Source organism: Streptomyces sp. S.PB5 (assembly GCF_030403745.1).
GTDB lineage: Bacteria > Actinomycetota > Actinomycetes > Streptomycetales > Streptomycetaceae > Streptomyces.
The window spans coordinates 241,547-264,960 of record NZ_JAQMWP010000008.1 but is presented as its reverse complement, the minus strand read 5'-3'; the positions used below and the strand labels follow the sequence as shown (position 1 = coordinate 264,960).

Genomic DNA, 23,414 nt, shown 5'->3' with positions numbered 1-23,414 from the left:
GGCTCAGTCCCACCAGAAGTACCACTGCCGCTGGGTCAGCAGTTCCTGCGGGTAGGTGTTCTCCCAGTCGTCGAAGTTGTTGTGGAAGACGTCGGGGCAGGCCAGATAGTGCTCCGAGGCGAGGACGTGGGCCTCGTGGAGGTCCTTCGGGGGTATCGCGGCCGAGAGGAACATGCCGCCGTGCGTGAAGGCCACGACCCGGGTGTCGAAGCGGTCCTCCCAGGAGTGGAGCAGGGCTGTCAAGGCGTCGTAGCTGCCCGGCCAGTGAAGGGCGGCCGCCGCGTCGGCGCCCCGCTCCACCTGGACCAGGGCCAGACAGTGGGCCCAGTGCTCACGGACCACGTGGGTGGCGACCTCCGCCGCGCGCACATCGGGATCCAGCCCCGTCGCGGCCGGGGCGGCGAGGCCCGGCCACTGCGGGAAGCTTGGCCAGGAGCCGGGTCTCCACCGGCCGCGGAGGTAGGTGGCGACGTCCACGGGGTTGTTCCTGCCGACGTTCAGCTCGGAGAAGTCCTCGCAGTACTCGAGCAGTACGGGATACAGGCCGGTCCGTGCCCGCTCGGCGTACAGGCGGCGCCACCAGTCGTCCGCGTCCGGTACGTGGCCGTCGCTCATCCACACCAGTGGTGCCGAGCGGCCGTACGACTCGATGATCTTGCCCGGCGGTAGGGACTGCGGGAGTTTCGGTTCCATGGTCGGAATCTAGGGGCCGTCACTGACAACGGGGTCACGGCTGGGGAGACAGCAGGGCCCAGGCCGAGGTCAGCAGGGTCGTGAAGGCCAGGGTGAGGGCCACCGTGGAGACCAGGGTGCCGTCGCCGTCGAGGTAGGCCATGGCGATGCCCAGGCCGGCTCCGGTCGTCGTGAAGGGCAGGACCGGGCGCCACCAGGGGCGGACCGGGTGGAGGACCGTACCGGCGGGGACGATGAAGGAGTCGCGGAGGTCGCCGCGGACGGTCGAGGGGACGTCCAGGGGGGTCTGCCGGGGGTCATGGCGGTGCAGGCGGCCCAGCGGGACCAGGCGGGTGCCGTCCGGGAGGACCACCAGTGCCGTGCGGCGGCCGTGGACGGTGACCGGGACGCCGTCGGGGAGTTCGTCCAGCGCGGGGTGCCACATGACGCGCTGCCGGCGTGGGCCCGTGCCGTCGTCGAGGACCAGCCAGGTCGTCGGGAGGCCCTGGCCCAGCGGGCCCGTCCTGCGCTCGCCGGTCCGCACCAGGGCCGTCGCCGGGCGGCCGGGACGGCGTACGAGTCGGCGGAAGCGCAGGCCGCGGTGGGCCCAGACGCCGCAGAGCGCGGCCGCGACGAACCCGCTGAAGACGGCCCCGCCGAGGAGATCGTCCTCGTATCCGTCGTTCTTGGGGATGTCCTGCCAGTCGATCGGCCGGCCGCTCGGGTTCCGCTCGGCCGGGTCGTAGGCCACGAGGAAGGTGGTGCCGTCCGTGTAGGAGGTGGCATCCCGGTCGGGGAAGCGCTGGACGTGGGTGCGGCCGGACCGGTCCTGCCAGCGGACGAGGATGTCGTCGCCGTCGGGACCGACGCCCCGCTCGACGACGTCGCCCATCGAGGTCGCCGTGTGCTCCCGGGTGTACTCGATGGCGTACGCGTGCCCGCCCAGCCACGCGGCGAGCAGGGCGTACCCCACGAGCGTCACGGTGAGGCCGAACAGGGCCACGCGCAGGGGGCGTTGGCGGTGCACTGCGAGGCTGGTACGGGTCATGCGGCCACCTCCGTTGCGAGCAGCGCCCGGACGGGGGCCGTGTCGCCGGTCTCCACCGCCACGGTGAGCAGTTCGTTCACGTCGACGACCATGCCGTCGGGCGAGGTGAGCACGCCGGTGCGCCAGCGGCTCGGGTAGGTCCAGCCCGCGTCGCGGAGCACGGCGGCGAGGGCCAGGGTCATCGCCCCGGCCAGGACGGTCCGGGAGTACGCCGGACGGACGGAGGCGGGGGCCCGGCTTATGCCGGGCTCGATGCGGCGGGCCAGCCGGGGCCAGCTGCCGTCGGCGACGGCGTCCAGCGCGCTGGTCAGGGCCTGGGCGGGGGAGTCCTGGCGGGTCGCGGCCCGCAGCGGCGACGGGCCCTCGTGGTCGACGAGCCGGCGGAGCTCCTCGGGCGGCAGGGCGAGCAGGCGTATCGGGCGAGGGGCGGGCTGCCGGTCACGGCGTCGGCGGCGGGGCCCGGCCTGTTCGTCGGCCAGTTGGGCGACACACCACTGCTCCAGCGCCGGGCCCGTGTGCAGCGGCAGCGGCTCATCGCCGTACGCCGTGACGGCCTCGGCGTCCGGGAGTGCGGCCAGCCGGTGGACGAGCGGGGGGTGGTCGGCCGTGGCGTAGGGGTCGAGGGCGTCGTGGTCCGCGGCGGCGCGGGCCATGGTGCGGATCACGTGCGGGTCGTGCAGGGCGCTGTCCAGGGCCTCGTAGAAGTCCTGCGGGAAGGTGCCGCCGTCGTGCCGGGCGAGGGCGTCCCACCAGCGCAGGCCGTAGCTCTCGTACAGCGCGCCGAGCAGGATCGAGCGTTCGAGTGCCGCGGTCGTCGTCGCCGTACCGAGGAGGCGGGCCGCGTCGGCGTCGGAGTCCGTCTCCGTGCGCCAGGCCCGGGGCTGGGAGGCGCGCAGGAGCGGGGTGGCCACCGGGGCCAAGGGGCGGAAGCGGGGCTTGAGTTCGGTCCCGAGGACGTGGCGGGCCATGAGCAGCCAGGCCGTGCGGCGGTGACCGACGTGCCGGGCGTGCGTCAGCTCGTGCGCGACCAGGGCCGCAAGCTGGTCGGCGCTCAGGGTGCGGAGGACCGGCAGGCCGAGGACCAGGACGTAGGCCCGGACACCGGAGACCCTGGCCCGGCTCAGGGAGGCCTGTACGTCCGGGACGATCCGCACCAGGAGCGGGGCGCGGAAACCGAGCCGCTCGGCCACGTCCTGGACCAGTGCCGCCAGTTCCGGTTCGTCGTGCGGCCGTACCGCCCGGCCCGGGAGGCGTCTGCGGGCCGCGATGGCGCCGAGGACGGCGAGGGTCGTCAGGACGGCGAACGGGGCGGCCGTCGCCGCGCTGTCCGTCATGACGAGGAGGGCCGGCAGTGCCACGAGGACGAGGAGCGGCAGCGAGGCGAGCGCGAGCATGGACGCGGTGAGGAGCCATTCGCGGGGTGCGGAGAAGGGGTGAGCACCGGTGGTGGGCGGTTGCTCGCGGGCCGTCAGGGGTCTGTCGGCGGTGCCCTTGTCCATCGTGTTCCCCCGTCGCGCGCTGGTGCGTCGGCGGATTGTGCCACAGGGGGAGGCCGTGCGGGTTGTGCGGACCTGCTCCTGTGCGGTTCCGCCCGGCCCCGCCCCCGACCTAGGCCGATGTCGTCCTGGTTGGCGCCCCCGCGCCGGCGCCGCCGGGCTCGCCCACGGAATACGCCAGTTTCCACGGCGCGTCCGAGTCCAGGCCCCGCCACAGGACTCGCCCGTTGCGCCGCTCCCAGTCCACCGCCAGCCATGCCTGGCCCAGCCAGGCCAGGGCCGGCCAGAGGGGGAGGAGGGCGATCCAGGGTTCCCAGGCGATGGCGAGGACGAACGTGGGGACCGACATCACGGTGAAGAGCCACCAGTTGAGGGGGTGGCGGCGCAGACCGACGCCGTCCGCCGGGGGCGCCGCCAGCGGGACCGCGGCCTCGAAGTCCCGTATCTCGCCGACCCACTTGAGCCGGGTCGCCCCCAACAGCGTGGACACCACGGTGAAGGCGACCAGGCCCAGGGCGAACTTGCCGGCCCCGTAGGCCGTCATCGGCGCCCCGCGTACGCCGCCCGTCACCGCCAGACCGACGGCGAGGGCGGCCAACGCCGTGTAGACGGACCGCAGTTCATGATGGACGTATCTGTCCATGGTGAGCCTTCCCCAGGCGCGGAGGTCAGGCCGGTCCCGACACCTCCGTCTCACAGCGCAGTACGCGGTCCGGGCCCACCACCCGTACGGGGCCCGTGAGATTCAGCCGGGCCGTGTGCCGTACGTCGGTGCTGGACGCCGCCAACCGCAGTTCCAGGATGCCCGGTTCGACGACCCGCCGGAGTGAACGGTCTGTGAAGGCCGACAGGTCGGTGTGAAAGTGGAAGGAGACCCGGGCGGCCTCGCCCGGCGCCAGCTCCACGCGCTGGTAGCCGATCAGGCGGACGTCCGGACGGGTCACCGACGCCACCGGGTCGTGCAGATACAGCTGGACGACCTCGGCGCCCTCGCGGTCGCCGGTGTTGCGGACGGTCACCGTCAGGTCGTACGAGCCCTCCGTGCCGATGTTCTCCTCGGTGCCCTCGACGTTCTCCCAGGTGAACGTCGTGTACGACCTGCCGTGCCCGAAGGCGTACAGCGGGGTGGGGTCCAGGTTGCTGACCTCGCCCGCCAGGCCCAGCGGGGGCTGGAGGTAGGTCCACGGCTGGCCGCCCGGGACCCGTGGGACGCTCACCGGGAGGCGGCCGGACGGGTTGACGCGGCCCGACAGCACTCCCGCCACGGCCGGGCCGCCCTCCTCGCCCGGGAAGAACGCCTGAACCGCCGCTGCCAGTCGGCCCTGCCAGCGGCCCAGTGCGTACGGGCGGCCCGTCAGAAGGACCAGGACCACGGGGACGCCCGTGGCCACCAGCGCGTCCAGCAACTCGCTCTGTACGCCCGGCAGTCGGAGGTCGGTGGCGTCGCAGCCCTCGCCCGAGGTGCCCCGGCCGAAGAGGCCCGCCCGGTCGCCCAGTACCGCCAGGCACACATCCGCCTCGGAGGTCCGGGCCACCGCCTCCTCGAAGCCGGCCGTGTCGGGGTCCGAGGTGTCGCAGCCCTCCGCGAACGTGACCTTGGCGTCCGGGAGTTCGGCGCGCAGGGCCTGAAGGACGGTCGGGATCTCGATGCCCATCGGGATGTCGGGGTGCTCGGTGAGGACATGGGAGGGGAAGGAGTAGCAGCCGAGCATCGCCAGCGCGTCGGCCGCCCGGGGTCCCACCACCGCGATCCTGGTGTCGGGGGAGAGCGGGAGGATGCCGTCGGGGTTGTCCAGCAGGACCACCGAGCCCTCGGCGAGGCGGCGGGCGATCGCGCGGTTCGCCGTCGAGTCGAGGTCGATCCTGGTGGGCGGCTCCGGGGCCCAGTCCGCGTCCAGCAGGCCCAACTCGCACTTCTGGAGGAGGACTCGGCGGACCGCGCGGTCGATGAGCGCCTCGGGGACCTCGCCCGCTTGCACGGCATCCAGGAGCGGCTTTCCGTAGCACTCGACGGTGGGCAGTTCGACGTCCAGGCCCGCCGTGAGCGCCACGTGGGCCGCCTCCGCCTTGGAGCCGGCGACGCGGTGCTGGGTGTGGAGGAAGCGGATGCCGAAGTAGTCGGCGACCACCGTGCCGGTGAACCCCCATTCCTCGCGCAGGAGCTGGGTCAGCAGACCCGGGTCCGCGGAGGCCGGGACGCCGTCCGTCTCGTTGTACGCGGCCATCACCGAGCGCGCCCCGCCCTCGCGCAGCGCCAGCTCGAACGGCGGCAGCGTGACATCGGCGAGCTCGCGGACGCCCGCCCGCACCGGCGCCTGGTTGCGGGCGCCCGCCGAGGAGGCGTACCCGGCGAAGTGCTTGAGGGTGGCGACGATCCCGGTCGACTCCAGGCCCCGCACATAGGCGGCGCCGACCGTGCCGACCAGGTACGGGTCCTCGCCGATGGTCTCCTCGACCCGTCCCCAGCGCGGGTCGCGGACGACGTCCAGGACCGGGGCGAGGCCCTGGTGGACTCCGACCGTGCGCAGGTCCCGGCCGATGTGCCGGGCCATCTCCTCGACGAGCGCCGGGTCGAAGCTCGCACCCCAGGCGAGCGGGACCGGGTAGGCGGTGGCCTGCCAGGCGGTGAAGCCGGCCAGGCACTCCTCGTGGGCGAGGGCCGGGATGCCGAAGCGGCCGGCCTCGGCGATACGGCGCTGGGCGCGGGCCAGTGCCTGCGCGCCCAGCGCCGGGTCCACGGGGGCGGTGCCGAAGGGGCGGGTGAGCTGGCCGAGGCCGTGGGTGATCAGCTCGTCCCAGTCGTAGTCGGCGGTCATCTCGCGCTGCAGCGGGGCGACACCGTTGCCGTCCGTGCGGGCGCCCACCCACACGCCGTAGAGCTGGGCGGTCTTCTCCGCGAGGGTCATCCGGGAGAGGAGGTCGTCGACGCGGGCGGCGGCGGGCAGGGCGGGGTCACGCCAAGGGGCGGTGGTCATGAAACTCCTGTCAGGGTGAAGGCCCTCACGAATGTCCCTAATCGAATGTCCCTAACGAATGTTTCGATATACGTGCCGAATGTTTTGGGAACCTAGGCGGGTGAGAAGGGTTCGTCAAGAGGTCGTGCAGGGATACGATCGCCGCCATGACACCCCCGGAGCCCGCTGAATCCAGGACGACAGCCCCAGCAATCGGCCGTTCGACGCAGACGGCGACGCTCGCAGAGATCGCCCGCGAGGCCGGCGTCTCGGCGCCGACTGTTTCGAAGGTGCTGAACGGCCGCGCCGACGTCGCCCCGGCGACCCGCACCCGCGTGGAGGAACTGCTGCGCGCCCACGGCTACCGGCGCCGCCGGGCCGAGGCGAGCCGTTCGCCCCTGATCGACCTGGTCTTCCACGAACTGGAGAGCGCCTGGGCGATGGAGGTCATCCGGGGCGTGGAGAACGTCGCCCGGGACGCCGGGCTGAGCGTCGTGCTGAGTGAGAGCGCGGGGCGGCTCACGCCCGGGCGGACCTGGGCCGACCAGGTCGCCGCCCGGCGGCCGCACGGGGTGATCCTCGTGCTGTCGGGCCTCGATGAGTCCCAGCGCGCCCTGCTCACCAGCCGCGCCATCCCGTTCGTCGTCATGGACCCGGCCGGCGACCCCGGCGCCGACGTGCCCTCCATCGGCGCCACCAACTGGCAGGGCGGGCTCGCCGCCACCCGGCATCTCGTCGACCTCGGCCACACCCGGATCGGCGCGATCAGCGGGCCGTCCCGGATGATGTGCAGCCGCGCCCGGATCGACGGCTACCGGGCGGCCCTGGAGACCGCCGGGCTCCCGGTCGACCCCGCGCTCATCAAGAACGGCGACTTCCATCACGAGGCCGGCTACCGACTGGGTCTGGAGCTGCTGCGCCGCCCGGACCGGCCGACCGCCGTCTTCTCCGGGAACGACCTCCAGGCGCTCGGGCTGTACGAGGCCGCGCGCGAGCTGGGGCTCAGGATCCCGGAGGACCTGAGCGTGGTCGGCTTCGACGATCTGCCGGTCGCGCGCTGGGTCGGGCCGCCGCTGACGACCGTACGGCAGCCGCTGACCGAGATGGCCGAGGCGGCGGCCAAGCTGGTGCTCGACCTCGCGCGCGAGGAGGGGACCCCGGCGGCCACGCGGGTGGAGCTGGCGACGAGTCTGGTGGTGCGCAGCAGTACGGGGGCGCCGCCGGCGGTCTGAGCGGATCGACCCCACGCTGCCCCGAAGCCAGTCGCTTGTCAGGCCGAAACTTTCGAAAGGTCCCGCGCCGCCGACCCGGACGCCGGGCTCGGCAACCCGTACCGACCGTGACGCCGGGCTGAGAAGTCTGAGATTTTCCGAAGAAACATGCCCTGAGCACGCTCCTCGTAGTAATTCGGACTTACGTTCCTCCCCGTGAGCGGAGACGACGAAGGCAGACGAGCGGGCCGGCGGTCCCGGGTACTGAGGGCCGCCGGCCTCACTCTCGCGGGGGTGCTGGTGCTGGGCGCGGCGGCGGGCGGCTGGGCGTACTGGCATCTGAACGACAACATCAAGAGCGTCGACATCAACGGCGCCCTCGGCGACGACCGCCCGGCGAAGCCGGTGACGACTCCGGCGGCCCCGGCCCCCTCGGCGTCCGCCTCGGCCTCCCCGCTGCCCACCGAGGCCCTGAACATCCTGGTCCTGGGCTCCGACTCGCGCAGCGGCAAGGAGAACCAGGAGCTCGGCGGCGGCGACAGCACCGGCGCCCGCTCCGACACGGCGATGGTCGTGCACATCGACGCCGGCCGTACCGAGGCGACGATCGTCAGCATCCCGCGCGACACGCTCGTCACCCGCCCCTCGTGCCCGCTGGAGGACGGGGGGTCCACGGCGATGGCGTACCGCGCGATGTTCAACACCGCGTACGCCGTCGGCGGCCCCGTCTGTGCCGTGAAGACCGTCGAGTCGATCACGGACGTCCGCATGGACCACTACATCGAGGTCGACTTCTCGGGCTTCGCGAAGCTGGTGAACGCCCTCGGCGGAGTCACCGTGACGACCGACGAGGACATCGACGACAGCAGCAGCCATCTGACCCTGGACGCGGGCACCCACCATCTGGACGGAAAGCAGGCCCTCGCGCTCGCCCGCACCCGGCACGGCATAGGCGACGGCAGCGACCTCGACCGCATAGGCCTGCAGCAGAAGCTGGTGAAGGCGCTGCTGGAGCAGATCGCCGCCACCGACCTGCTGACCAGCCCGGCCAAGCTCTACAAGGTCGCCGACGCCGTCACCGGCAGCCTCACCACCGACACCGGCCTCGACTCCCTCAGCGAGCTGATGAGCCTCGGAGAGAGCCTGAAGGGCCTGTCGTCGGACCGGGTCAAGACGGTGATGATGCCGGTCGTGCGGGCCCCGTCGGACCCCAACCGGGTGGTGGCGGACGAGCCCGAGGCGAGCGAGCTGTGGGAGTCGCTGCGCTGAGGACGAGGCCGCGAAGGGCTCATACAACTTTCGGGTGCCCCGGCGGGTCTGTTGCGGTGACCGCGGTGCCGTAACAAGGGGGTTTCCTGGTGTCCACCTGGCGTTCGTACAAGCTTTGGGCCGTGCCGCTCGTGGCGGGAGTGCTCGCGTTTGGAGCGCTCCCGGCCGTGACGGGGAGCGCGGGTGCGGCCACGCCGGGCTCCGTCCGTGACGACTTCGACGGGGACGGATACCAGGACCTGGCCGTCGGCGCCCCGAACGCCACCGTGAGCGGGAAGCAGGAGGCGGGCCACGTCGTCGTCATGTACGGCGGCAAGCACGGCCTGGACAAGACCCGACGGACCGTCATCAGCCGTGCCACCACCGGGATTCCGGGCGCCGCCGCCACGGGCGAGGGCTTCGGCGTCCAGCTGTCCAAGGGCGACCTCGACGGCGACGGACGCACGGACCTGATCGTCGGGCACACCTCCTCCGTGCGGGACGCGGTCGTCGTCTGGGGCGGCAGGAGGGGACTGTCCGGCGGCGTGTCCGTCCCCGCCGCGATCACGCGCGCCGGTGACTTCGACGGCGACGGCAAGCAGGACCTCGCCCTGTTCCGCACGGGCCGCTCCCAGGTCGACGACCCTTACGGCACGACGGCCACGGTGTGGACCGGCCCGCTCTCGCGCTCCGGCAGGCCGGCCGCCGCGAAGGCCTTCGGCTCCGACGACTTCCGGTACTACGACGTGCTGGACGCGGCTGCGGGGGACGTCAACGGCGACGGGCGCGACGACCTGGCGCTGACGTACTACATCGGTGACGGGGGCTATGGCTCGGCCTTCTACCTGGCCTCTGCCTCCGGTTCGGCTTCGGGAGGCGTCTTCACCTCCGCCGCCGCTCCCGAGGGGACCGGCGAGGCGGCCTTCGGGGACGTCAACGACGACGGGTACGACGACCTCGTCCGCGGCGACGAGGACAGGTCCACCATCACCGTCGCCCTCGGCTCGGCCGCCGGACTCTCACCCGAGGCCACCTGGAAGACGTACAGCCAGAACACCCCAGGAGTTCCCGGCGGCAAGGAGAGCGTCGACCTGTTCGGCGCCTCCGTCTCCGCCGGGGACATCAACGGCGACGGGTACGACGACGTCGCCGTCGGCGCGCCCGGGGAGGAGCTCGGCTACGACGACGGCGCGGGTGTCGTCGACGTGCTGTACGGCGGGCCCGGCGGTCTGACGGGCAAGGGCGCCCAGGGCTTCAGCCAGGACACGGCCGGGGTCCCCGGCGCCGTGGAGTCGGGCGACGACTTCGGCGCCGCGGTGCGGCTCCTCGACATCAACGGCAACGGGTACGCCGACCTGGCGGTGTCGGCGGCGCACGAGAACTCCGGGGACGGGGCGGTGTGGTCGCTGCGGGGGCGGCCGGCGGGGATCGTGACCGACGCGGCGTTCGCCTTCGGCGGGAAGACGGTCGGGGCGCCCTACGCGAAGGCCGCGTTCGGGTACGCCGTCAACTAGCTTGGACGGAGGCGGGGTTGTCCGCTCCCGTCCGCTCCCGGTGAGGGGGTCCCGAGATGTTCTCCTTGCGTTCGTACGTGCCGTGGAGCGTGCCGCTGCTGGCGGGGCTGCTCTCGATCGGGTCGGTCCCGCAGGGTCTGCCGGAACGGGCGCGCGAGGAGGTCCGGGCCCTCTCGCGGGACGACTTCGACGGCGACGGCTACCAGGACCTGGTGATTACCGCCCCCGGGGCCACGTTCCACGACCCGGACGGCTATGCGCTGGCCGACCGAACGGGCGCCGGTTACGTGACCGTCCTCTACGGCGGACCCCACGGCCCGTCCACCAACCGACGGGTCGTCATCAGCCGCCTCACCCAGGGGGTTCCAGGCGGGCCGATGGACATGGAGCAGCTGGGCGCCCCGACGTTCAAGGGCGACCTGGACGGCGACGGGTACGCGGACCTCGTGCTCGGCGGCGGGGTGCGGGAGAACGGGGCGGTCGTGGTGTGGGGCGGGCCCCGGGGGCTGCTCACGGCGGGTGTCACCCGGGTCGCCGACAACATGCCGGTGATGGGGGACTTCGACGGCGACGGGCGCCTCGACCTGGTCCTGGTCCCCGCGATCCGGAGAGCGGCCGACGCCGCGTCCCCCGGCGGCGCCGGGACCATCCGGTACGGCCCGCTCTCGCGCTCCGGGACCCCGGCCCGCGAGAGCGACTTCGCGGACGACTTCCGACGGTTCGACGTCTGGGACGGCTCGGTGGGGGACGTGAACGGGGACGGCCGTGACGAGCTCACCCTGAAGGGGGTCTGCGGTCCGGGGGCCACTGTCCAGAACACCTGCGTTCGGTTGTACTCCGGTTCGGCGTCGGGGCTGGGCGTGCCGGGCTACGAGCTCCCGGGGGCGGCCGCTGCCGTACACGGCGACCTCAACGGAGACGGCTACGACGACGTCCTGAGCGGTGCCACCACCGACGCGGGCGTCGGCACCATCGCCCTCGGTTCCCCCGGCGGGGTGCGGCCCCGCGACACCTGGACGACCCTCGACCGGGCTGTGCGGGGGACACCTGCGGCGGCCATGCTGGCCGGGCGGGACATCGGTGCGCTGGCCACCGGGGACATCACGGGGGACGGCATCGACGACTTGGCCGTCGGCCTGATCGGGACGGCGCACGGGGAGGACGGACGCTCCGACGCCTCGGGCGCCGTCCTTGTCCTGCCCGGCACCCGCACCGGCCCGACCGGCATCGGCGCTCAGCTGTTCACGCCCGGGACCCCCGGTATGCCGGGCACCGCCGACCAGGGCGACGGGTTCGGCGGTTCCCTGCGTCTCCTCGACCTCAACGGTGACGGCCACGCGGATCTGACCGTCGGAGCGCCGGGGGCGGGTGACGGCGACGGGCGGGTGTATGTGCTGTGGGGGCGGGCCGAGGGGGTTGTGACGGAGGCGGCGGTGATGCTGGACGGGAAGTCGGTGGGGGCGCAGTACACGGGGGTTCAGTTCGGTTCGGCCGTCAGGTAGCGCGGGGAGCATCCGGACCCGGTCACGCACGTCGGCGCTTGAGCTTCGGGGGTCGGGATTCGAGACCCTTCTTGTAAGGAATGGGTGGGTGGCTCAACCCACCCACCCTCCCAAGTCCCCTTGCTGGCCAGGCGAGATGACTTTTCGTGATCGGGTCGCGGCGGAGCGTGGCGGGCGTGTAGCGTGCGCCACGAAAGCATCGACCCCCGTGGGTGCTGGAACACCACGCGGGGGTCTCACCGTCAGATCGAAAGAGACTCGATCCATGGCTGTCGCCCAGCTTAGTGCTGCCCTGCCCCCGTCCGCCCACCCGAAGGCCAATCCGGGGTACGGAAAGAAGTCCGCGCCCGACCAAGAGCCCCGCACGGGCCGGGACTTCACCCACCTCCCCGCCCGCGAGGCATCGATCGCCGCCTACCTCGACCGGCTCGACGACGAGGCGGACATCTCCATCAAGACGCTGGCCAAGCACCTCCCGTACGGCCAGTGCGCCATCGGCACCGCCCTCAACAACCTCTCCGCGGCTGGCCATCTGCGCCGCGTACGCCGACCGGTGACCGTCGACGGCTGTCCCCGCTGGGTCTGGCACACGTTCTTCTCCCGTACCGCCCGCGACGACGCCTGGTGGGACCCCTTCCTCGCCGGTGAGGCACCGGTCACCAAGCTCTCGCCCCAGGCGGTGCGTTCGGCGGCGTTCAACGTGCTCGCCCGGCTCGGGCGGATCGACGCGCGGCTGACGCTCTCGGCGGGGGAGTGCGGGGCGCTGGAGGAGAGCGCGGCGGAATGGTTCGCGCGGGGTGCGGGTGAGGCGCAGCTGGTGCAGGCGATGGTGTCGGGGCTTCCGAAGCGAGTGGAGTACGCGTTCGGCTTCGTGCGCGCCCGGCTCCTGGAGAAGCTGCCGCCCGAGCCGGAGCCCGTGCAGCCCGTTCGCTACGAGGTCGTGTGCACGGCGTGCGGCGAGCCGGGTGAGAGCGGTGGCGGTATGCGCGGCGGGCTGTGCGACGGCTGCCGGGGTGGGCGGCCCGGTCTCCCGGCGGACCGGGTGCACGCCCATGCGGGGCAACTGCGTGCCGCTCTGCGCACAGGACGTCGTACACAGGAAGGAGCAGGCGCATGACGACCTTGCAGCACGGTCCGCCCGTGATCGGGGCAGGATGGAGGGGAGGAGGCGACGCCATGACCCCCATGACATCCGACCATCAGCCCCAGATGCTCGTCGAGGACTTCGAGGAGCTCGCCCGCAAGGCGCACGAGCTGGTGCGGCTGGAGTTCATCAACGGAAAGGTCGTGGTCAAGCCCGTGCCGGACGGTAACCACAGCGAGATCATCGCCTGGCTTCAGCGGATGTGCATGCAGCATCGGCCAGATCTGTGGCTGTATTCGGAGCGGGAGCTCAGGATCGAGGAGTACCGCAAGGGGAGGGCCAGGCCGGACGGTGCTCTGGCGCCTCGCAGACACTTCGTCGGCGCGGGCGAGTGGGCTGAGCCGGACGGTGTCCTGATGGCCGTCGAGGTCACCTCCCGCGACCAGGACACGAACCAGCGCGACCGCATCGACAAGCCGCTCGGCTACGCGGCCGCCGGGATCCCCGTCTACCTGCTCATCGACCGGGACGCGTCCAGCGTCGTCGTGTACGCCGATCCGGACAAGGGCGAGTACCGCTCGATCACCAGCCGGGCCTTCGGCGCCGCGATCGACTTGCCTGACCCGGTCGGCTTCACCCTGGACACCGAGGAGCTCAAGGAGTTCGCCGACTGACCGCCTGTAAAAGATCTTCGATGAATTTCGGCGCGTGTGTCGATCCCCGGTGTCCCCGATCGACGCATGGTCGAGAGGCCGGAAAGGAACCGGCCCCCGACCCTAGGAGCCACCGATGCCCCGCTACCTCTCCCTCGTGCAGATCGACGAGTCCACCGCCCCCGCCGAAGGCCCCAGCCCCGAGCTGATGCAGCGCATGGGGGAGCTGATCGAGGAGGTCACCAAGGCCGGCGTCATGCTCGACACCGCCGGTCTGATCCCCTCCGCACAGGGTGTCCGAGTGCACTGGGAGGGCGGCAAGATCTCCGTCACCGACGGGCCCTTCACCGAGGCCAAGGAGGTCGTCGGCGGGTACGCGATCATGCAGTGCAAGGACATGGCTGAGGCCCTGGAGTGGACCAAGCGGTTCCTGAAGGTGCATGAGGAGCACTGGACGGTCACCTGCGAGGTGCGGGAGATCGCGGAAGGCTGAGTCTCCTTGGCGGGCGGCGCTCGCGGGTGTTGCATGGGGGACTGTGAGCCCACGGTCCCCCGGCGACACCGACGTCCGCCCCGCCATCGAAACCGTCTTCCGTATCGAGTCCCCCCGAGTCATCGCCGCCGTCACCCGCATCGTCCGTGACGTCGGCATCGCCGAGGAGCTCGCCCAGGACGCCCTCGTGGCCGCCCTGGAGCAGTGGCCTCGGGATGGTGTCCCCGACAACCCGGGCGCCTGGCTCATGACGACCGCCCGGCGCCGCGCCGTCGACCTGGTGCGCCGTCGGGAGAACTACGCCCGCAAGCTCCAGGAGATCGGCCGCGACCTGGAGACGACGACCGCCCCGCCAGCCGAACCCACCGACCCGGACGACATCGACGACGACCTGCTCCGCCTGGTCTTCACCGCATGCCACCCGGTGCTCGGCCCGGAGGCCCGTATCGCCCTCACCCTGCGCCTCCTCGGCGGTCTCACCACCCCCGAGATCGCCCGCGCGTTCCTCGTCCCGGAGCCGACGATCGCCCAGCGCATCGTCCGTGCGAAACGAACCCTCGCCACCAAGAACGTCGCCTTCGAAGTCCCCTACGGCCCCGAACGCGAGGCCCGCCTCGGCGACGTGCTCGACGTCATCTACCTGATCTTCAACGAGGGTTACGCCGCCACCACCGGCGACGACTGGCTCCGCCCGAGCCTGTGCGAGGACGCCCTCCGGCTGGCCCGTGTCCTGTCCGGCCTGATGCCGAAGGAACCGGAGGTGCATGCCCTGGCCTCGCTCCTGGAGTTCCAGGCCTCCCGCACCGCCGCCCGCACCGGCCCCGACGGCGCCCCCGTCCTCCTCAAGGACCAGAACCGCCGCCGCTGGAACCGCATGCTCATCGCCCGCGGCATCAAGGCCCTCGCCCGCGCCGACGCCACCCGCACGGGCGCCCCCGGCCCGTACGCCCTCCAGGCCGCCATCGCCGCCTGCCACGCCCACGCGTACACGTACGAGGAGACCGACTGGCCCACCATCGCGACGCTGTACGGTCTCCTCGCCCTCCGGGCTCCTTCACCCGTCGTCGAGCTGAACCGCGCGGTCGCCGTGTCGATGGCGGAGGGCCCGGCGGCTGCCCTGGCCATCGTCGACACGCTCGCCGCGGAGCCCGCCCTGCGCGACTACCACTTCCTCCCCAGCGTCCGCGCCGACCTGCTGGCCCGCCTCGGGCGTACGGCGGAGGCGCGGGCGGAGTTCGAGCGGGCGGCGGGGCTGGCGCGGAACGGGCGGGAGCGGGAGCTGCTGGCGGCGAAGCTCCGTGAACTCCCCGAACCCCCTGTGGAGTGATCTGGGTCACATCCTGTCACGGTCGTCACGCCCCCGGTGTCTTGTGGCCGAACCCCCAAGAACGACGGAAACGACGGAAACGACCGAGGAGACGCCATGAACCGGAACACCGAAGTCATCGTGATCGGCGGCGGATACGCCGGAGTCATGGCCGCCAACCGGCTGACCGCGCGCGCCGACGTCACCGTCACCCTGGTCAACCCCCGCCCCGTCTTCGTCGAGCGGATCCGGCTGCACCAGCAGATCGCCGGCACCCGCGACGCGGCCGTGGACTACGGCAAGGTCCTGGCCAAGGGCGTCGAGCTGGTCGTCGACACCGTGACCCGGATCGACGCGGCCGGACGGGCCGTACAGCTGGGCGTCGGCGGCACCCTCCGCTACGACTACCTCGTGTACGCCGTGGGCAGCGGCAGCGCCGACCCGACCGTGCCCGGCGCGGCCGAGTTCGCCTACCCGATCGCCAGCGTCGAGGAGGCCGAGCGGCTGCGCCCGGTCCTCGACGCCGCGCCCGCCACCGCGCCGGTGACGATCGTCGGAGGCGGCCCGAGCGGTATCGAGACCGCCGCCGAACTGGCCGAGCAGGGGCGGAAGGTGACCCTCGTCTGCGGCGGGGACCTCGGTCCCACCCTGCACCCGCGCGGCCGGGCCTCGGTCGCGGGGCGGCTGGCCGCGCTCGGGGTGACCGTGCTCGACGGCCGCGGCACCAAGGTCGCCGCGGTGACCCGTGACGCCGTCCGGCTCGCGGACGGGCGTGAGCTGCCGAGCGAGGTGACCATCTGGACCGCCGGGTTCGGCGTGCCGGACCTGGCCCTGCGCAGCGGGCTGAGCACCGACGCCCTGGGCCGGCTCCGCACCGACGAGACGCTCACCAGCATCGACGACGAGCGCATCCTCGCGGCCGGCGACTCGGCGGCGCCCTCGGACCTGCCGTTCCGGATGGGCTGCCAGTCGGCGGTCCAGCTGGGCCCGCAGGCCGCCGAGACCGTACTTGCCCGGCTCGCCGGGACCCGGCCGGCGCCGGTGAGCGTCGGGTTCGCCGGTACCTGCATCAGCCTGGGCCGCCGCTACGGCATCTTCCAGGTCGCCACCAAGGACGACATCGCCAAGAAGCAGCACATCGGCGGCCGTCCGGGTGCGAAGGTCAAGGAGATCATCTGCTGGAGCACCGTCTGGCAGCTGGGCTACGAGGCCCGCAAGCCCGGCAGGCACACCTGGTGGGCCAAGGACCCGGGGCGCCAGGAGCTGCTGCGGGCCAAGGAAGCCGAGGGCGCCCGGACGCCGGCCACCGCCGAACAGGCGGCCTAGCCGAAGGCCGCGAAGGAACGAGGGGGAACCGCAGACATGAGCGAGCACGGCACCGACCCGGCGACCGAGAGCTTCGTCGCCCACCGCAACCTGCTCTTCACCGTCGCCTACGAGATGCTCGGCTCGGCGGCTGACGCCGAGGACGTCCTCCAGGAGACCTGGCTCAGATGGGCCGCCGTCGACCTGGCACAGGTCCGGGACCACCGCGCCTACCTGGTCCGCATCACCACCCGCCAGGCCCTGAACCGGCTGCGCACGATGACCCGCCGCAAGGAGTCGTACGTCGGCCCCTGGCTCCCCGAACCGATGCTCACCGCCCCGGACGTGGCCGAGGACGCCGAGCTCTCCGAGAGCCTGTCGATGGCGCTGATGCTCGTCCTGGAGACACTGTCACCGACCGAGCGCGCGGTCTTCGTGCTGCGCGAGGTCTTCGACATCGACTACGACGAGATCGCCGCCGCCGTCGACAAGACCCCCGCCGCCGTCCGCCAGATCGCCCACCGCGCCCGCAAGCACGTCGACGCCCGCCGCCCCCGCCAGTCGGCCTCCGTGAAGGCGACCCGGGCGGCCCTGGAGTCCTTCCAGCACGCCCTGGAGACCGGGGACCTGCAGGGCCTCCTCGACGTACTCGCCCCCGAGGTCGTCATGCTGAACGACGGCGGCGGCATCAAGGTCGCCGCCCCGCGCCCCATCACCGGCGCCTCCAAGGTGGCCCGCTTCATCCTCGGCGCCATGGCCAAGAACGGCGCCACGCTCACCGCCGCGCCCACCGTGGTCAACGGCAACCCGGCCCTCGCCCTCAGCCTGGGCGGCGAGTTCGACGGCGTCGTGGCGTTCCGCGTCGAGGACGGCCACATCAGCGGCCTCTACTACGTCCGCAACCCGGAGAAACTGACCCGCGTCGACTCCGAGACCCGCCTCACCCTCCGCTGAGTCCTGTCACGCGGGGGCGCCGATCAGCATCGTCGGCGCCCCCGCCACCCGGGTCAGGAACACCGTCGCCGAGTTGGGCCCCTGCGGCTTCACCTTCTTGCGCAACTCCTCCGGCTCCACCGCCGACCCCCGCTTCTTCACGGTGAGGATCCCCACCTCCCGCTCCCGCAGCAGCGCCTTCAACTTCTTCACGTTGAAGGGGAGTCGGTCGGTGATCTCGTAGGCGGTGGCGTACGGGGTGAGGTGCCGTTCGTCGGCGGTGATGTAGGCGATGGTCGGGTCGACGAGGCCGCCCTCCAGCTCCTCGGCCACCTCGGCGACCAGATGGGCGCGGATGACGGCGCCGTCGGGCTCGTACAAGTACCGTCCCACGGGCCGGACCTCGGGATCCGGCAGACCCCGCCCGAGGAGGGTGCGGGGGCCCGGCAGCAGGGTCGCCCGGACGGCGCCCGGTGCCGTCCCGAACCACAGCACCGCCTCCTTCACGTCCCCGCCGTCGGAGATCCACTCGGCCTCGGCCTCGGCGGGCACCGCCTCGTGCGGGATGCCGGGGGCGATCTTCAGGGCGGCGTGCGGGGCCCTGAGGGCCGTTTCGATCGCCCAGGACAGGGGCGGGGAGTAGGCCTCCGGGTCGAAGATCCGGCCGCGCTTGGCGGAGCGCCGGGCGGGGTCCACGAACACGGCGTCGTAACCGGCGGTGTCGACCTCCGTGACGTCCGCCTCTCTGACGTCGATGAGGTCGGACAGGCCCAGCGCCTCCGTGTTCGCCCGGGCCGTCTTTGCCGTCAGCGGGTCACGGTCCACGGCGAGGACCCTGATGCCGGCCCGTGCCAGCGCGATCGCGTCGCCGCCGATCCCGCAGCACAGGTCGGCGACGGAGGTGATGCCCAGCCCCTTCATGCGCTCGGCCCGATAGGCGGCCACGCTCGCCCGCGTCGACTGCTCCACCCCGTTCGGTGTGAAGAACATCCGGCCCGCGTCCTCGGCGCCGAACTTCACCGCCGCCCGCTGCCGCAGCCGCGCCTGGCCGAGCGCCGCCGACACCAGCTCGGCGGGGTGCTCGCGGCGCAGCCGGGTGGCGACGGCGAGCTCGTCGGCGGGGGCGGTGCCGCGCACTTCGTCGAGGAGGGCGCGGCCCTCGGGGGTGAGGAGAGGGGCGAGGTCGTTCACCGGTTCATTGTGGGCCAGTCGGAGGACGTGGCGCTTCCGGCGGCGGTGTCGGGCCGGGAACGGGGCGGTGGCCTGCGAAGATCCGGCGCCATGGGATCAGTAGTACAAAATGACAAAAACCGGTCGGGTCAAGGGGTACGCCTCCGGATCGGCCTCGCCGTCCTCGCCGTCGCCGCCATCGCCTCGGGCTGTACACAGGGCGGCGGCGCGAAGGAGGTCCGCCCCGCCCCCGGCCAGCAGCCCCTGAAGGCACCCCCGGCCCGGGCCCTCGACTCGTACGCCACCAAGCTCCGCGCCCAGGCGAGGATCGCCAAGCGCTGGGGCCTGGTCAAGGTCCCGCTGACGCCCCCGGCACCGCCCGCGAAGAAGCCGAGGATCACCACCCGCAAGGGGTTCGAGGTGGACGGCCATGCCGAGCTGGGCCTGCCGCCCGTCTTCACCACGATCCCGACCAAGCAGAAGATCGTCTTCCTCACCATCGACGACGGCGCCGAGAAGGACCCGGCGTTCCTGCGGATGATGAGCGAGCTGAAGATCCCGTACACGGCCTTCCTCAGCGACTACCTGGTCAAGGAGGACTACGGCTACTTCAAGCGGATGCAGGACAGGGGCGTCGTACTCAACAACCACACGCTCCACCACCCCTACCTCCCCGGCCTGTCCTACGCCCGCCAGAAGCACGAGATCTGCGGCATGCAGGACGTCATCGAGAAGCGCTACGGCAAGCGGCCGGCACTCTTCCGCCCGCCCTTCGGCAACTACAACAAGGACACCCTGCGCGCCGCGAAGGCCTGCGGGGTGAAGTACGCGCCGCTGTGGAACGAGGAGGTCTTCGTCGACCGCTGGGACTACCGCGAGTGGGACCGGGACATCCACCCGGGTGACATCGTGCTGAGTCACTTCCGCGGCCGGGAGGACTGGAAGGGCACGATGCCTGACATGATCCGCCGGTTCCTGAACAAGATCACGGCCGAGGGGTACGCGGTGGCGCGGCTGGAGGACTACTTGTGAGGACACTGCTGGCGGCCGCACTGGCCGCCGTGCTCCTCACCGGCTGCGCCCAGGCCGCAGGCCCCTCGGACCGGCCGCCCCGGCGGGCCCCCGGAGCCGTCCAGGTCCCGGTCGTGCACCGCGTCCCCACCGGTGACAAGGTCGTCTTCCTCACCTACGACGACGGCGCCGAACAGGACCCCCGCTTCATCGATCTGGTCCGTGAGCTGCGGCTCCCGGTCAGCATGTTTCTCACGGACAGCGTGGTCGGCCCCGGCTACGGCCACTTCGCGCGCCTCCAGTCGGTCGGCGCCTCCATCCAGAACCACACCCTCGACCACACCGCCCTCCGCGGCCTGCCCTACGCCGGCCAGCGCACCGAGATCTGCGGCCAGCAGGAGAAGCTCCACGCCCGCTTCGGCGTCCGGCCCCGCCTCTTCCGCCCGCCGCACGGCACGTACGACGACACCACCCTCCGGGCGGCGGCGCACTGCCAGATCTCCGCGGTGGTCCTGTGGCGGGCCGCGATGAACAGCGACGGCACCCTGACGTACACCGACGGCCCCCGGCGGCTGGGTCCCGGCGACATCGTCTCCGTACCGTCCCAGGACCCGACCGGCCTGCCGCTGGTGGAGCGGACGGAGCGGGTGCTGGAGGAGATCCGGGGGGCGGGGCTGAGGGTGGGCAGGCTGGAGGACTACGTCTAGGGCGGCTGGAGGACCGAGTCCCGGGAACGGGCACGCCGACGCCGGGCGCGGCGGCACTCACGGCACCCCACCCGATCCGCTCGGCTCTCGCGCCGGATTAGCAGTCCGCTTGACCGAGTGCTAATCACAGTCATAGTCTCGGCTCTGGCACTCCCCCCTGGAGAGTGCCAACAGCGACGGGCAGGTCCGGCACCCGCGACGACGGATCGACCTGGTCGCCACCTCAGACAGTTAACCCCGTGAGATCTCCGAAGGGGGAGGTCGGATCGTGACGACCGCCAGCTCCAAGGTTGCCATCAAGCCGCTCGAGGACCGCATCGTGGTCCAGCCGCTCGACGCCGAGCAGACCACGGCCTCTGGCCTGGTCATTCCGGACACCGCGAAGGAGAAGCCCCAGGAGGGCGTCATCCTCGCCGTCGGTCCGGGTCGCTTCGAGAACGGCGAGCGCCTGCCGCTCGACGTGAAGGTCGGCGACATCGTGCTGTACAGCAAGTACGGCGGCACCGAGGTCAAGTACAACGGCGAGGAGTACCTCGTCCTCTCGTCCCGCGACGTCCTCGCGGTCATCGAGAAGTAGTTCGCTTCGCTTCCTCAGCGAAGCACATTTTTTGCTTTGAGCTGCGCCCCGGGCCCCCGCGACCTCATGAATCCGGGCGTCAGGGGCGCAGTTCGTTTCACCCACGTTTTCCGAGAGGGCTGAACCGCTCCCATGGCGAAGATCCTGAAGTTCGACGAGGACGCCCGTCGCGCCCTCGAGCGCGGCGTCAACAAGCTTGCCGACACGGTCAAGGTGACGATCGGCCCCAAGGGCCGCAACGTCGTCATCGACAAGAAGTTCGGCGCCCCCACCATCACCAACGACGGTGTCACGATCGCCCGCGAGGTCGAGATCGAGGACCCGTACGAGAACCTCGGCGCGCAGCTGGTGAAGGAGGTGGCGACCAAGACCAACGACATCGCGGGTGACGGTACGACCACCGCCACCGTGCTCGCCCAGGCGCTGGTCCGCGAGGGCCTGAAGAACGTCGCCGCGGGTGCCTCCCCGGCGCTGCTGAAGAAGGGCATCGACGCGGCCGTAGCAGCCGTGTCGGAGGACCTTCTGGCCACCGCCCGCCCGATCGACGACAAGGCGGACATCGCCGCCGTCGCCGCGCTGTCCGCCCAGGACCAGCAGGTCGGCGAGCTCATCGCCGAGGCGATGGACAAGGTCGGCAAGGACGGTGTCATCACCGTCGAGGAGTCCAACACCTTCGGTCTGGAGCTGGACTTCACCGAGGGCATGGCCTTCGACAAGGGCTACCTGTCCCCGTACTTCGTCACCGACCAGGAGCGTATGGAGGCCGTCCTCGACGACCCGTACATCCTGATCAACCAGGGCAAGATCTCCTCGATCCAGGACCTGCTGCCCCTCCTCGAGAAGGTCATCCAGGGCGGTTCCTCCAAGCCGCTGCTGATCATCGCCGAGGACGTCGAGGGCGAGGCCCTGTCGACCCTGGTCGTCAACAAGATCCGCGGCACCTTCAACGCCGTCGCCGTGAAGGCCCCCGGCTTCGGTGACCGCCGCAAGGCGATGCTGCAGGACATGGCGGTCCTCACCGGCGCCACGGTCATCTCCGAGGAGGTCGGCCTCAAGCTCGACCAGGCCGGTCTGGACGTGCTGGGCTCCGCCCGCCGCGTCACGATCACCAAGGACGACACGACCATCGTCGACGGCGCCGGCGACTCCGCCGACGTCGTGGGCCGCGTCGCCCAGATCAAGGCCGAGATCGAGAACACCGACTCCGACTGGGACCGCGAGAAGCTCCAGGAGCGCCTCGCGAAGCTGGCCGGCGGCGTGTGCGTGATCAAGGTCGGCGCCGCCACCGAGGTGGAGCTGAAGGAGAAGAAGCACCGTCTGGAGGACGCCATCTCCGCGACCCGCGCCGCGGTCGAGGAGGGCATCGTCTCCGGTGGTGGCTCCGCGCTCGTCCACGCCGCGAAGGTGCTGGAGGGCGGCCTGGGCAAGACCGGCGACGAGGCCACCGGTGTCGCCGTCGTCCGCAAGGCCGTCGTCGAGCCGCTGCGCTGGATCGCCGAGAACGCCGGCCTGGAGGGCTACGTCATCACCTCCAAGGTCGCCGAGCTCGACAAGGGCCAGGGCTTCAACGCCGCCACCGGCGAGTACGGCGACCTGGTCAAGGCCGGCGTCATCGACCCGGTCAAGGTCACCCGCTCCGCCCTGGAGAACGCCGCCTCCATCGCCTCCCTCCTCCTGACGACCGAGACCCTGGTCGTCGAGAAGAAGGAAGAGGAGGAGCCGGCCGCCGCCGGTCACGGCCACGGCCACTCCCACTGAGCTGATTAGCTCGTAGCTCGCAGAAGGCCCGGCACCCGCCAGACACGGGTGCCGGGCCTTCGCCTTACTGCTCCAGATCGTCCAGCGCACCCAACTGCGCCATCAGCCCGAGCCGGTCGTACTGCCACCAGCCCTCGGCGATCTTCCCGTCCGTGGCGCAGCGGTGAATGGTGGTCCCGGTCATGGTGACCCGCTTGCCGCTCGCCGGGATCCCCATGAAGTCCCCGTTGTGCGTGCCGTTCCACGTCCACCGGGTGCACACCCGGTCACCCTGGGCGATCTGCTCATGGATGGTGAATCCGAAGTCGAACGCCCCCCGCCACATCCCGACCTCGGCGCGCACCGCGTCCAGCCCGATGACGTCCTGGTCGTTGGACGGATCGTGATCGTGGTAGTCCTCGATGAGCAGGTCGTTGAGCGGCGGCAGTTCGCCCGGCGCCGCCAGCGTCTCGAAGAACCGCCGACAGGTGGTGGCGTAGAGCTGCTCGTCCCGCACCACATCGAGATCGGTGAAGGTCGGCATCTCGTCGCACAGGGCGACCATCTCCCGGAAGATCTTGTCGGTCTCCGGAAGGTTCGAGTTCCGCATCGCCTCCTCGTACGACGGGAACTCCACGATCTCGACGAAGTGCGACGCATCACCCCGGTCCTTCCCGATGGTGGTGTGCGTCGCCGTCCGCTTCCCCTTGGTCTGCTCGACCCATGTGTCCATCAGCCGGTTCATCTCGTCGAACCGGCTGGTCCTGCAGTCGATGAGCTGTACGAAGGTCAT

General features: G+C 71.7%; 21 protein-coding genes. 14 read left to right on the top strand and 7 right to left on the bottom strand.

Translation table 11 applies throughout. The features are described 5' to 3' along the window. Positions 1 to 3: 3 nt before the first annotated feature. The 5 genes from PH203_RS22365 to PH203_RS22345 form a co-directional block, all read right to left on the bottom strand. A complete protein-coding gene (locus PH203_RS22365) occupies positions 4 to 693 on the bottom strand; it encodes a DUF4253 domain-containing protein (RefSeq protein WP_289922138.1) in 690 nt (229 codons plus the stop codon). Positions 694 to 727: 34 nt separating this feature from the next. Beyond that, positions 728 to 1,720: a hypothetical protein gene (locus tag PH203_RS22360; protein ID WP_289922137.1), complete on the bottom strand. Its 993-nt coding sequence runs from the start codon at positions 1,718 to 1,720 to the stop codon at positions 728 to 730. Continuing rightward, positions 1,717 to 3,219 (bottom strand): M48 family metallopeptidase, encoded by a 1,503-nt coding sequence (locus PH203_RS22355; protein ID WP_289922136.1) that lies wholly within the window; start codon positions 3,217 to 3,219, stop codon positions 1,717 to 1,719. Before PH203_RS22355 ends, PH203_RS22360 begins: the two co-directional genes overlap by 4 nt. A gap of 109 nt (positions 3,220 to 3,328) precedes the next feature. Further along, positions 3,329 to 3,859 (bottom strand): hypothetical protein, encoded by a 531-nt coding sequence (locus tag PH203_RS22350; protein ID WP_289922135.1) that lies wholly within the window; start codon positions 3,857 to 3,859, stop codon positions 3,329 to 3,331. A gap of 25 nt (positions 3,860 to 3,884) precedes the next feature. After that, entirely contained in the window at positions 3,885 to 6,191 is a 2,307-nt protein-coding gene (locus PH203_RS22345) for a glycoside hydrolase family 3 N-terminal domain-containing protein (protein WP_289922134.1), read from the bottom strand. A 146-nt stretch (positions 6,192 to 6,337) separates the two neighbouring features. On the opposite strand from PH203_RS22345, the gene PH203_RS22340 reads away from it, so the two are divergent. The 10 genes from PH203_RS22340 to PH203_RS22295 all read left to right on the top strand — a co-directional run bounded on the left by PH203_RS22340 (position 6,338) and on the right by PH203_RS22295 (position 17,440). Continuing rightward, positions 6,338 to 7,402: a LacI family DNA-binding transcriptional regulator gene (locus PH203_RS22340; RefSeq protein WP_289922132.1), complete on the top strand. Its 1,065-nt coding sequence runs from the start codon at positions 6,338 to 6,340 to the stop codon at positions 7,400 to 7,402. Between the two features lie 195 nt (positions 7,403 to 7,597). Beyond that, complete coding sequence (locus PH203_RS22335; RefSeq protein WP_289922131.1) at positions 7,598 to 8,650, top strand: LCP family protein; 1,053 nt, start codon at positions 7,598 to 7,600, stop codon at positions 8,648 to 8,650. A gap of 89 nt (positions 8,651 to 8,739) precedes the next feature. Then, on the top strand, positions 8,740 to 10,143 hold the full coding sequence (locus tag PH203_RS22330; RefSeq protein ID WP_289922129.1) for an FG-GAP-like repeat-containing protein: 1,404 nt from the start codon (positions 8,740 to 8,742) through the stop codon (positions 10,141 to 10,143). Positions 10,144 to 10,199: 56 nt separating this feature from the next. Then, positions 10,200 to 11,645 (top strand): VCBS repeat-containing protein, encoded by a 1,446-nt coding sequence (locus PH203_RS22325; RefSeq protein ID WP_289922127.1) that lies wholly within the window; start codon positions 10,200 to 10,202, stop codon positions 11,643 to 11,645. Positions 11,646 to 11,910: 265 nt separating this feature from the next. Beyond that, complete coding sequence (locus PH203_RS22320; protein WP_289922126.1) at positions 11,911 to 12,762, top strand: hypothetical protein; 852 nt, start codon at positions 11,911 to 11,913, stop codon at positions 12,760 to 12,762. Positions 12,763 to 12,821: 59 nt separating this feature from the next. After that, a complete protein-coding gene (locus PH203_RS22315; RefSeq protein WP_289922125.1) occupies positions 12,822 to 13,403 on the top strand; it encodes a Uma2 family endonuclease in 582 nt (193 codons plus the stop codon). A gap of 115 nt (positions 13,404 to 13,518) precedes the next feature. Next, on the top strand, positions 13,519 to 13,875 hold the full coding sequence (locus PH203_RS22310) for a YciI family protein (RefSeq protein ID WP_289922124.1): 357 nt from the start codon (positions 13,519 to 13,521) through the stop codon (positions 13,873 to 13,875). A gap of 43 nt (positions 13,876 to 13,918) precedes the next feature. After that, a complete protein-coding gene (locus PH203_RS22305; RefSeq protein WP_289922123.1) occupies positions 13,919 to 15,202 on the top strand; it encodes an RNA polymerase sigma factor in 1,284 nt (427 codons plus the stop codon). Positions 15,203 to 15,298: 96 nt separating this feature from the next. Beyond that, a complete protein-coding gene (locus PH203_RS22300; RefSeq protein WP_289922122.1) occupies positions 15,299 to 16,507 on the top strand; it encodes an FAD-dependent oxidoreductase in 1,209 nt (402 codons plus the stop codon). 36 nt (positions 16,508 to 16,543) lie between these two features. Then, the gene (locus PH203_RS22295) at positions 16,544 to 17,440 is read left to right on the top strand and encodes an RNA polymerase sigma-70 factor (protein WP_289922121.1); all 897 of its coding nucleotides are present in this window, start codon (positions 16,544 to 16,546) and stop codon (positions 17,438 to 17,440) included. 6 nt (positions 17,441 to 17,446) lie between these two features. On the opposite strand, the gene PH203_RS22290 is transcribed toward PH203_RS22295, so the two are convergent. Beyond that, entirely contained in the window at positions 17,447 to 18,610 is a 1,164-nt protein-coding gene (locus tag PH203_RS22290; protein ID WP_289922120.1) for a methyltransferase domain-containing protein, read from the bottom strand. 90 nt (positions 18,611 to 18,700) lie between these two features. Between PH203_RS22290 and PH203_RS22285 the strand changes: the two genes are divergently transcribed. From PH203_RS22285 to groL, 4 genes are all read left to right on the top strand, one after another. After that, positions 18,701 to 19,621: a polysaccharide deacetylase family protein gene (locus tag PH203_RS22285; protein ID WP_289922119.1), complete on the top strand. Its 921-nt coding sequence runs from the start codon at positions 18,701 to 18,703 to the stop codon at positions 19,619 to 19,621. Continuing rightward, complete coding sequence (locus tag PH203_RS22280; RefSeq protein ID WP_289922118.1) at positions 19,618 to 20,307, top strand: polysaccharide deacetylase family protein; 690 nt, start codon at positions 19,618 to 19,620, stop codon at positions 20,305 to 20,307. The genes PH203_RS22285 and PH203_RS22280 overlap by 4 nt, the downstream gene beginning before the upstream one ends. Positions 20,308 to 20,575: 268 nt before the next feature. Continuing rightward, complete coding sequence (gene groES / locus PH203_RS22275; protein ID WP_031477499.1) at positions 20,576 to 20,884, top strand: co-chaperone GroES; 309 nt, start codon at positions 20,576 to 20,578, stop codon at positions 20,882 to 20,884. A gap of 132 nt (positions 20,885 to 21,016) precedes the next feature. Continuing rightward, complete coding sequence (gene groL, locus PH203_RS22270; RefSeq protein ID WP_289922117.1) at positions 21,017 to 22,642, top strand: chaperonin GroEL; 1,626 nt, start codon at positions 21,017 to 21,019, stop codon at positions 22,640 to 22,642. A gap of 64 nt (positions 22,643 to 22,706) precedes the next feature. Here the strand turns inward: groL and PH203_RS22265 are convergent, their stop codons facing one another. Beyond that, positions 22,707 to 23,414, bottom strand: coding sequence for an ester cyclase (locus tag PH203_RS22265; RefSeq protein ID WP_289922116.1), 708 nt, complete (start codon positions 23,412 to 23,414; stop codon positions 22,707 to 22,709).

Excerpts from the sequence above, each read along its gene's own strand:
- PH203_RS22360 (WP_289922137.1), bottom strand. The coding sequence starts at position 1,720 with ATGACCCGTACCAGCCTCGCAGTGCACCGCCAACGCCCCCTGCGCGTG.
- PH203_RS22355 (WP_289922136.1), bottom strand. The coding sequence starts at position 3,219 with ATGGACAAGGGCACCGCCGACAGACCCCTGACGGCCCGCGAGCAACCG.
- PH203_RS22320 (WP_289922126.1), top strand. The coding sequence starts at position 11,911 with ATGGCTGTCGCCCAGCTTAGTGCTGCCCTGCCCCCGTCCGCCCACCCG.
- PH203_RS22325 (WP_289922127.1), top strand. The coding sequence starts at position 10,200 with ATGTTCTCCTTGCGTTCGTACGTGCCGTGGAGCGTGCCGCTGCTGGCG.
- PH203_RS22265 (WP_289922116.1), bottom strand. The coding sequence starts at position 23,414 with ATGACCTTCGTACAGCTCATCGACTGCAGGACCAGCCGGTTCGACGAG.
- PH203_RS22345 (WP_289922134.1), bottom strand. The coding sequence starts at position 6,191 with ATGACCACCGCCCCTTGGCGTGACCCCGCCCTGCCCGCCGCCGCCCGC.
- PH203_RS22340 (WP_289922132.1), top strand. The coding sequence starts at position 6,338 with ATGACACCCCCGGAGCCCGCTGAATCCAGGACGACAGCCCCAGCAATC.
- PH203_RS22300 (WP_289922122.1), top strand. The coding sequence starts at position 15,299 with ATGAACCGGAACACCGAAGTCATCGTGATCGGCGGCGGATACGCCGGA.
- PH203_RS22350 (WP_289922135.1), bottom strand. The coding sequence starts at position 3,859 with ATGGACAGATACGTCCATCATGAACTGCGGTCCGTCTACACGGCGTTG.
- PH203_RS22295 (WP_289922121.1), top strand. The coding sequence starts at position 16,544 with ATGAGCGAGCACGGCACCGACCCGGCGACCGAGAGCTTCGTCGCCCAC.
- groL (WP_289922117.1), top strand. The coding sequence starts at position 21,017 with ATGGCGAAGATCCTGAAGTTCGACGAGGACGCCCGTCGCGCCCTCGAG.
- PH203_RS22365 (WP_289922138.1), bottom strand. The coding sequence starts at position 693 with ATGGAACCGAAACTCCCGCAGTCCCTACCGCCGGGCAAGATCATCGAG.
- PH203_RS22310 (WP_289922124.1), top strand. The coding sequence starts at position 13,519 with ATGCCCCGCTACCTCTCCCTCGTGCAGATCGACGAGTCCACCGCCCCC.
- PH203_RS22285 (WP_289922119.1), top strand. The coding sequence starts at position 18,701 with ATGGGATCAGTAGTACAAAATGACAAAAACCGGTCGGGTCAAGGGGTA.
- PH203_RS22315 (WP_289922125.1), top strand. The coding sequence starts at position 12,822 with ATGACCCCCATGACATCCGACCATCAGCCCCAGATGCTCGTCGAGGAC.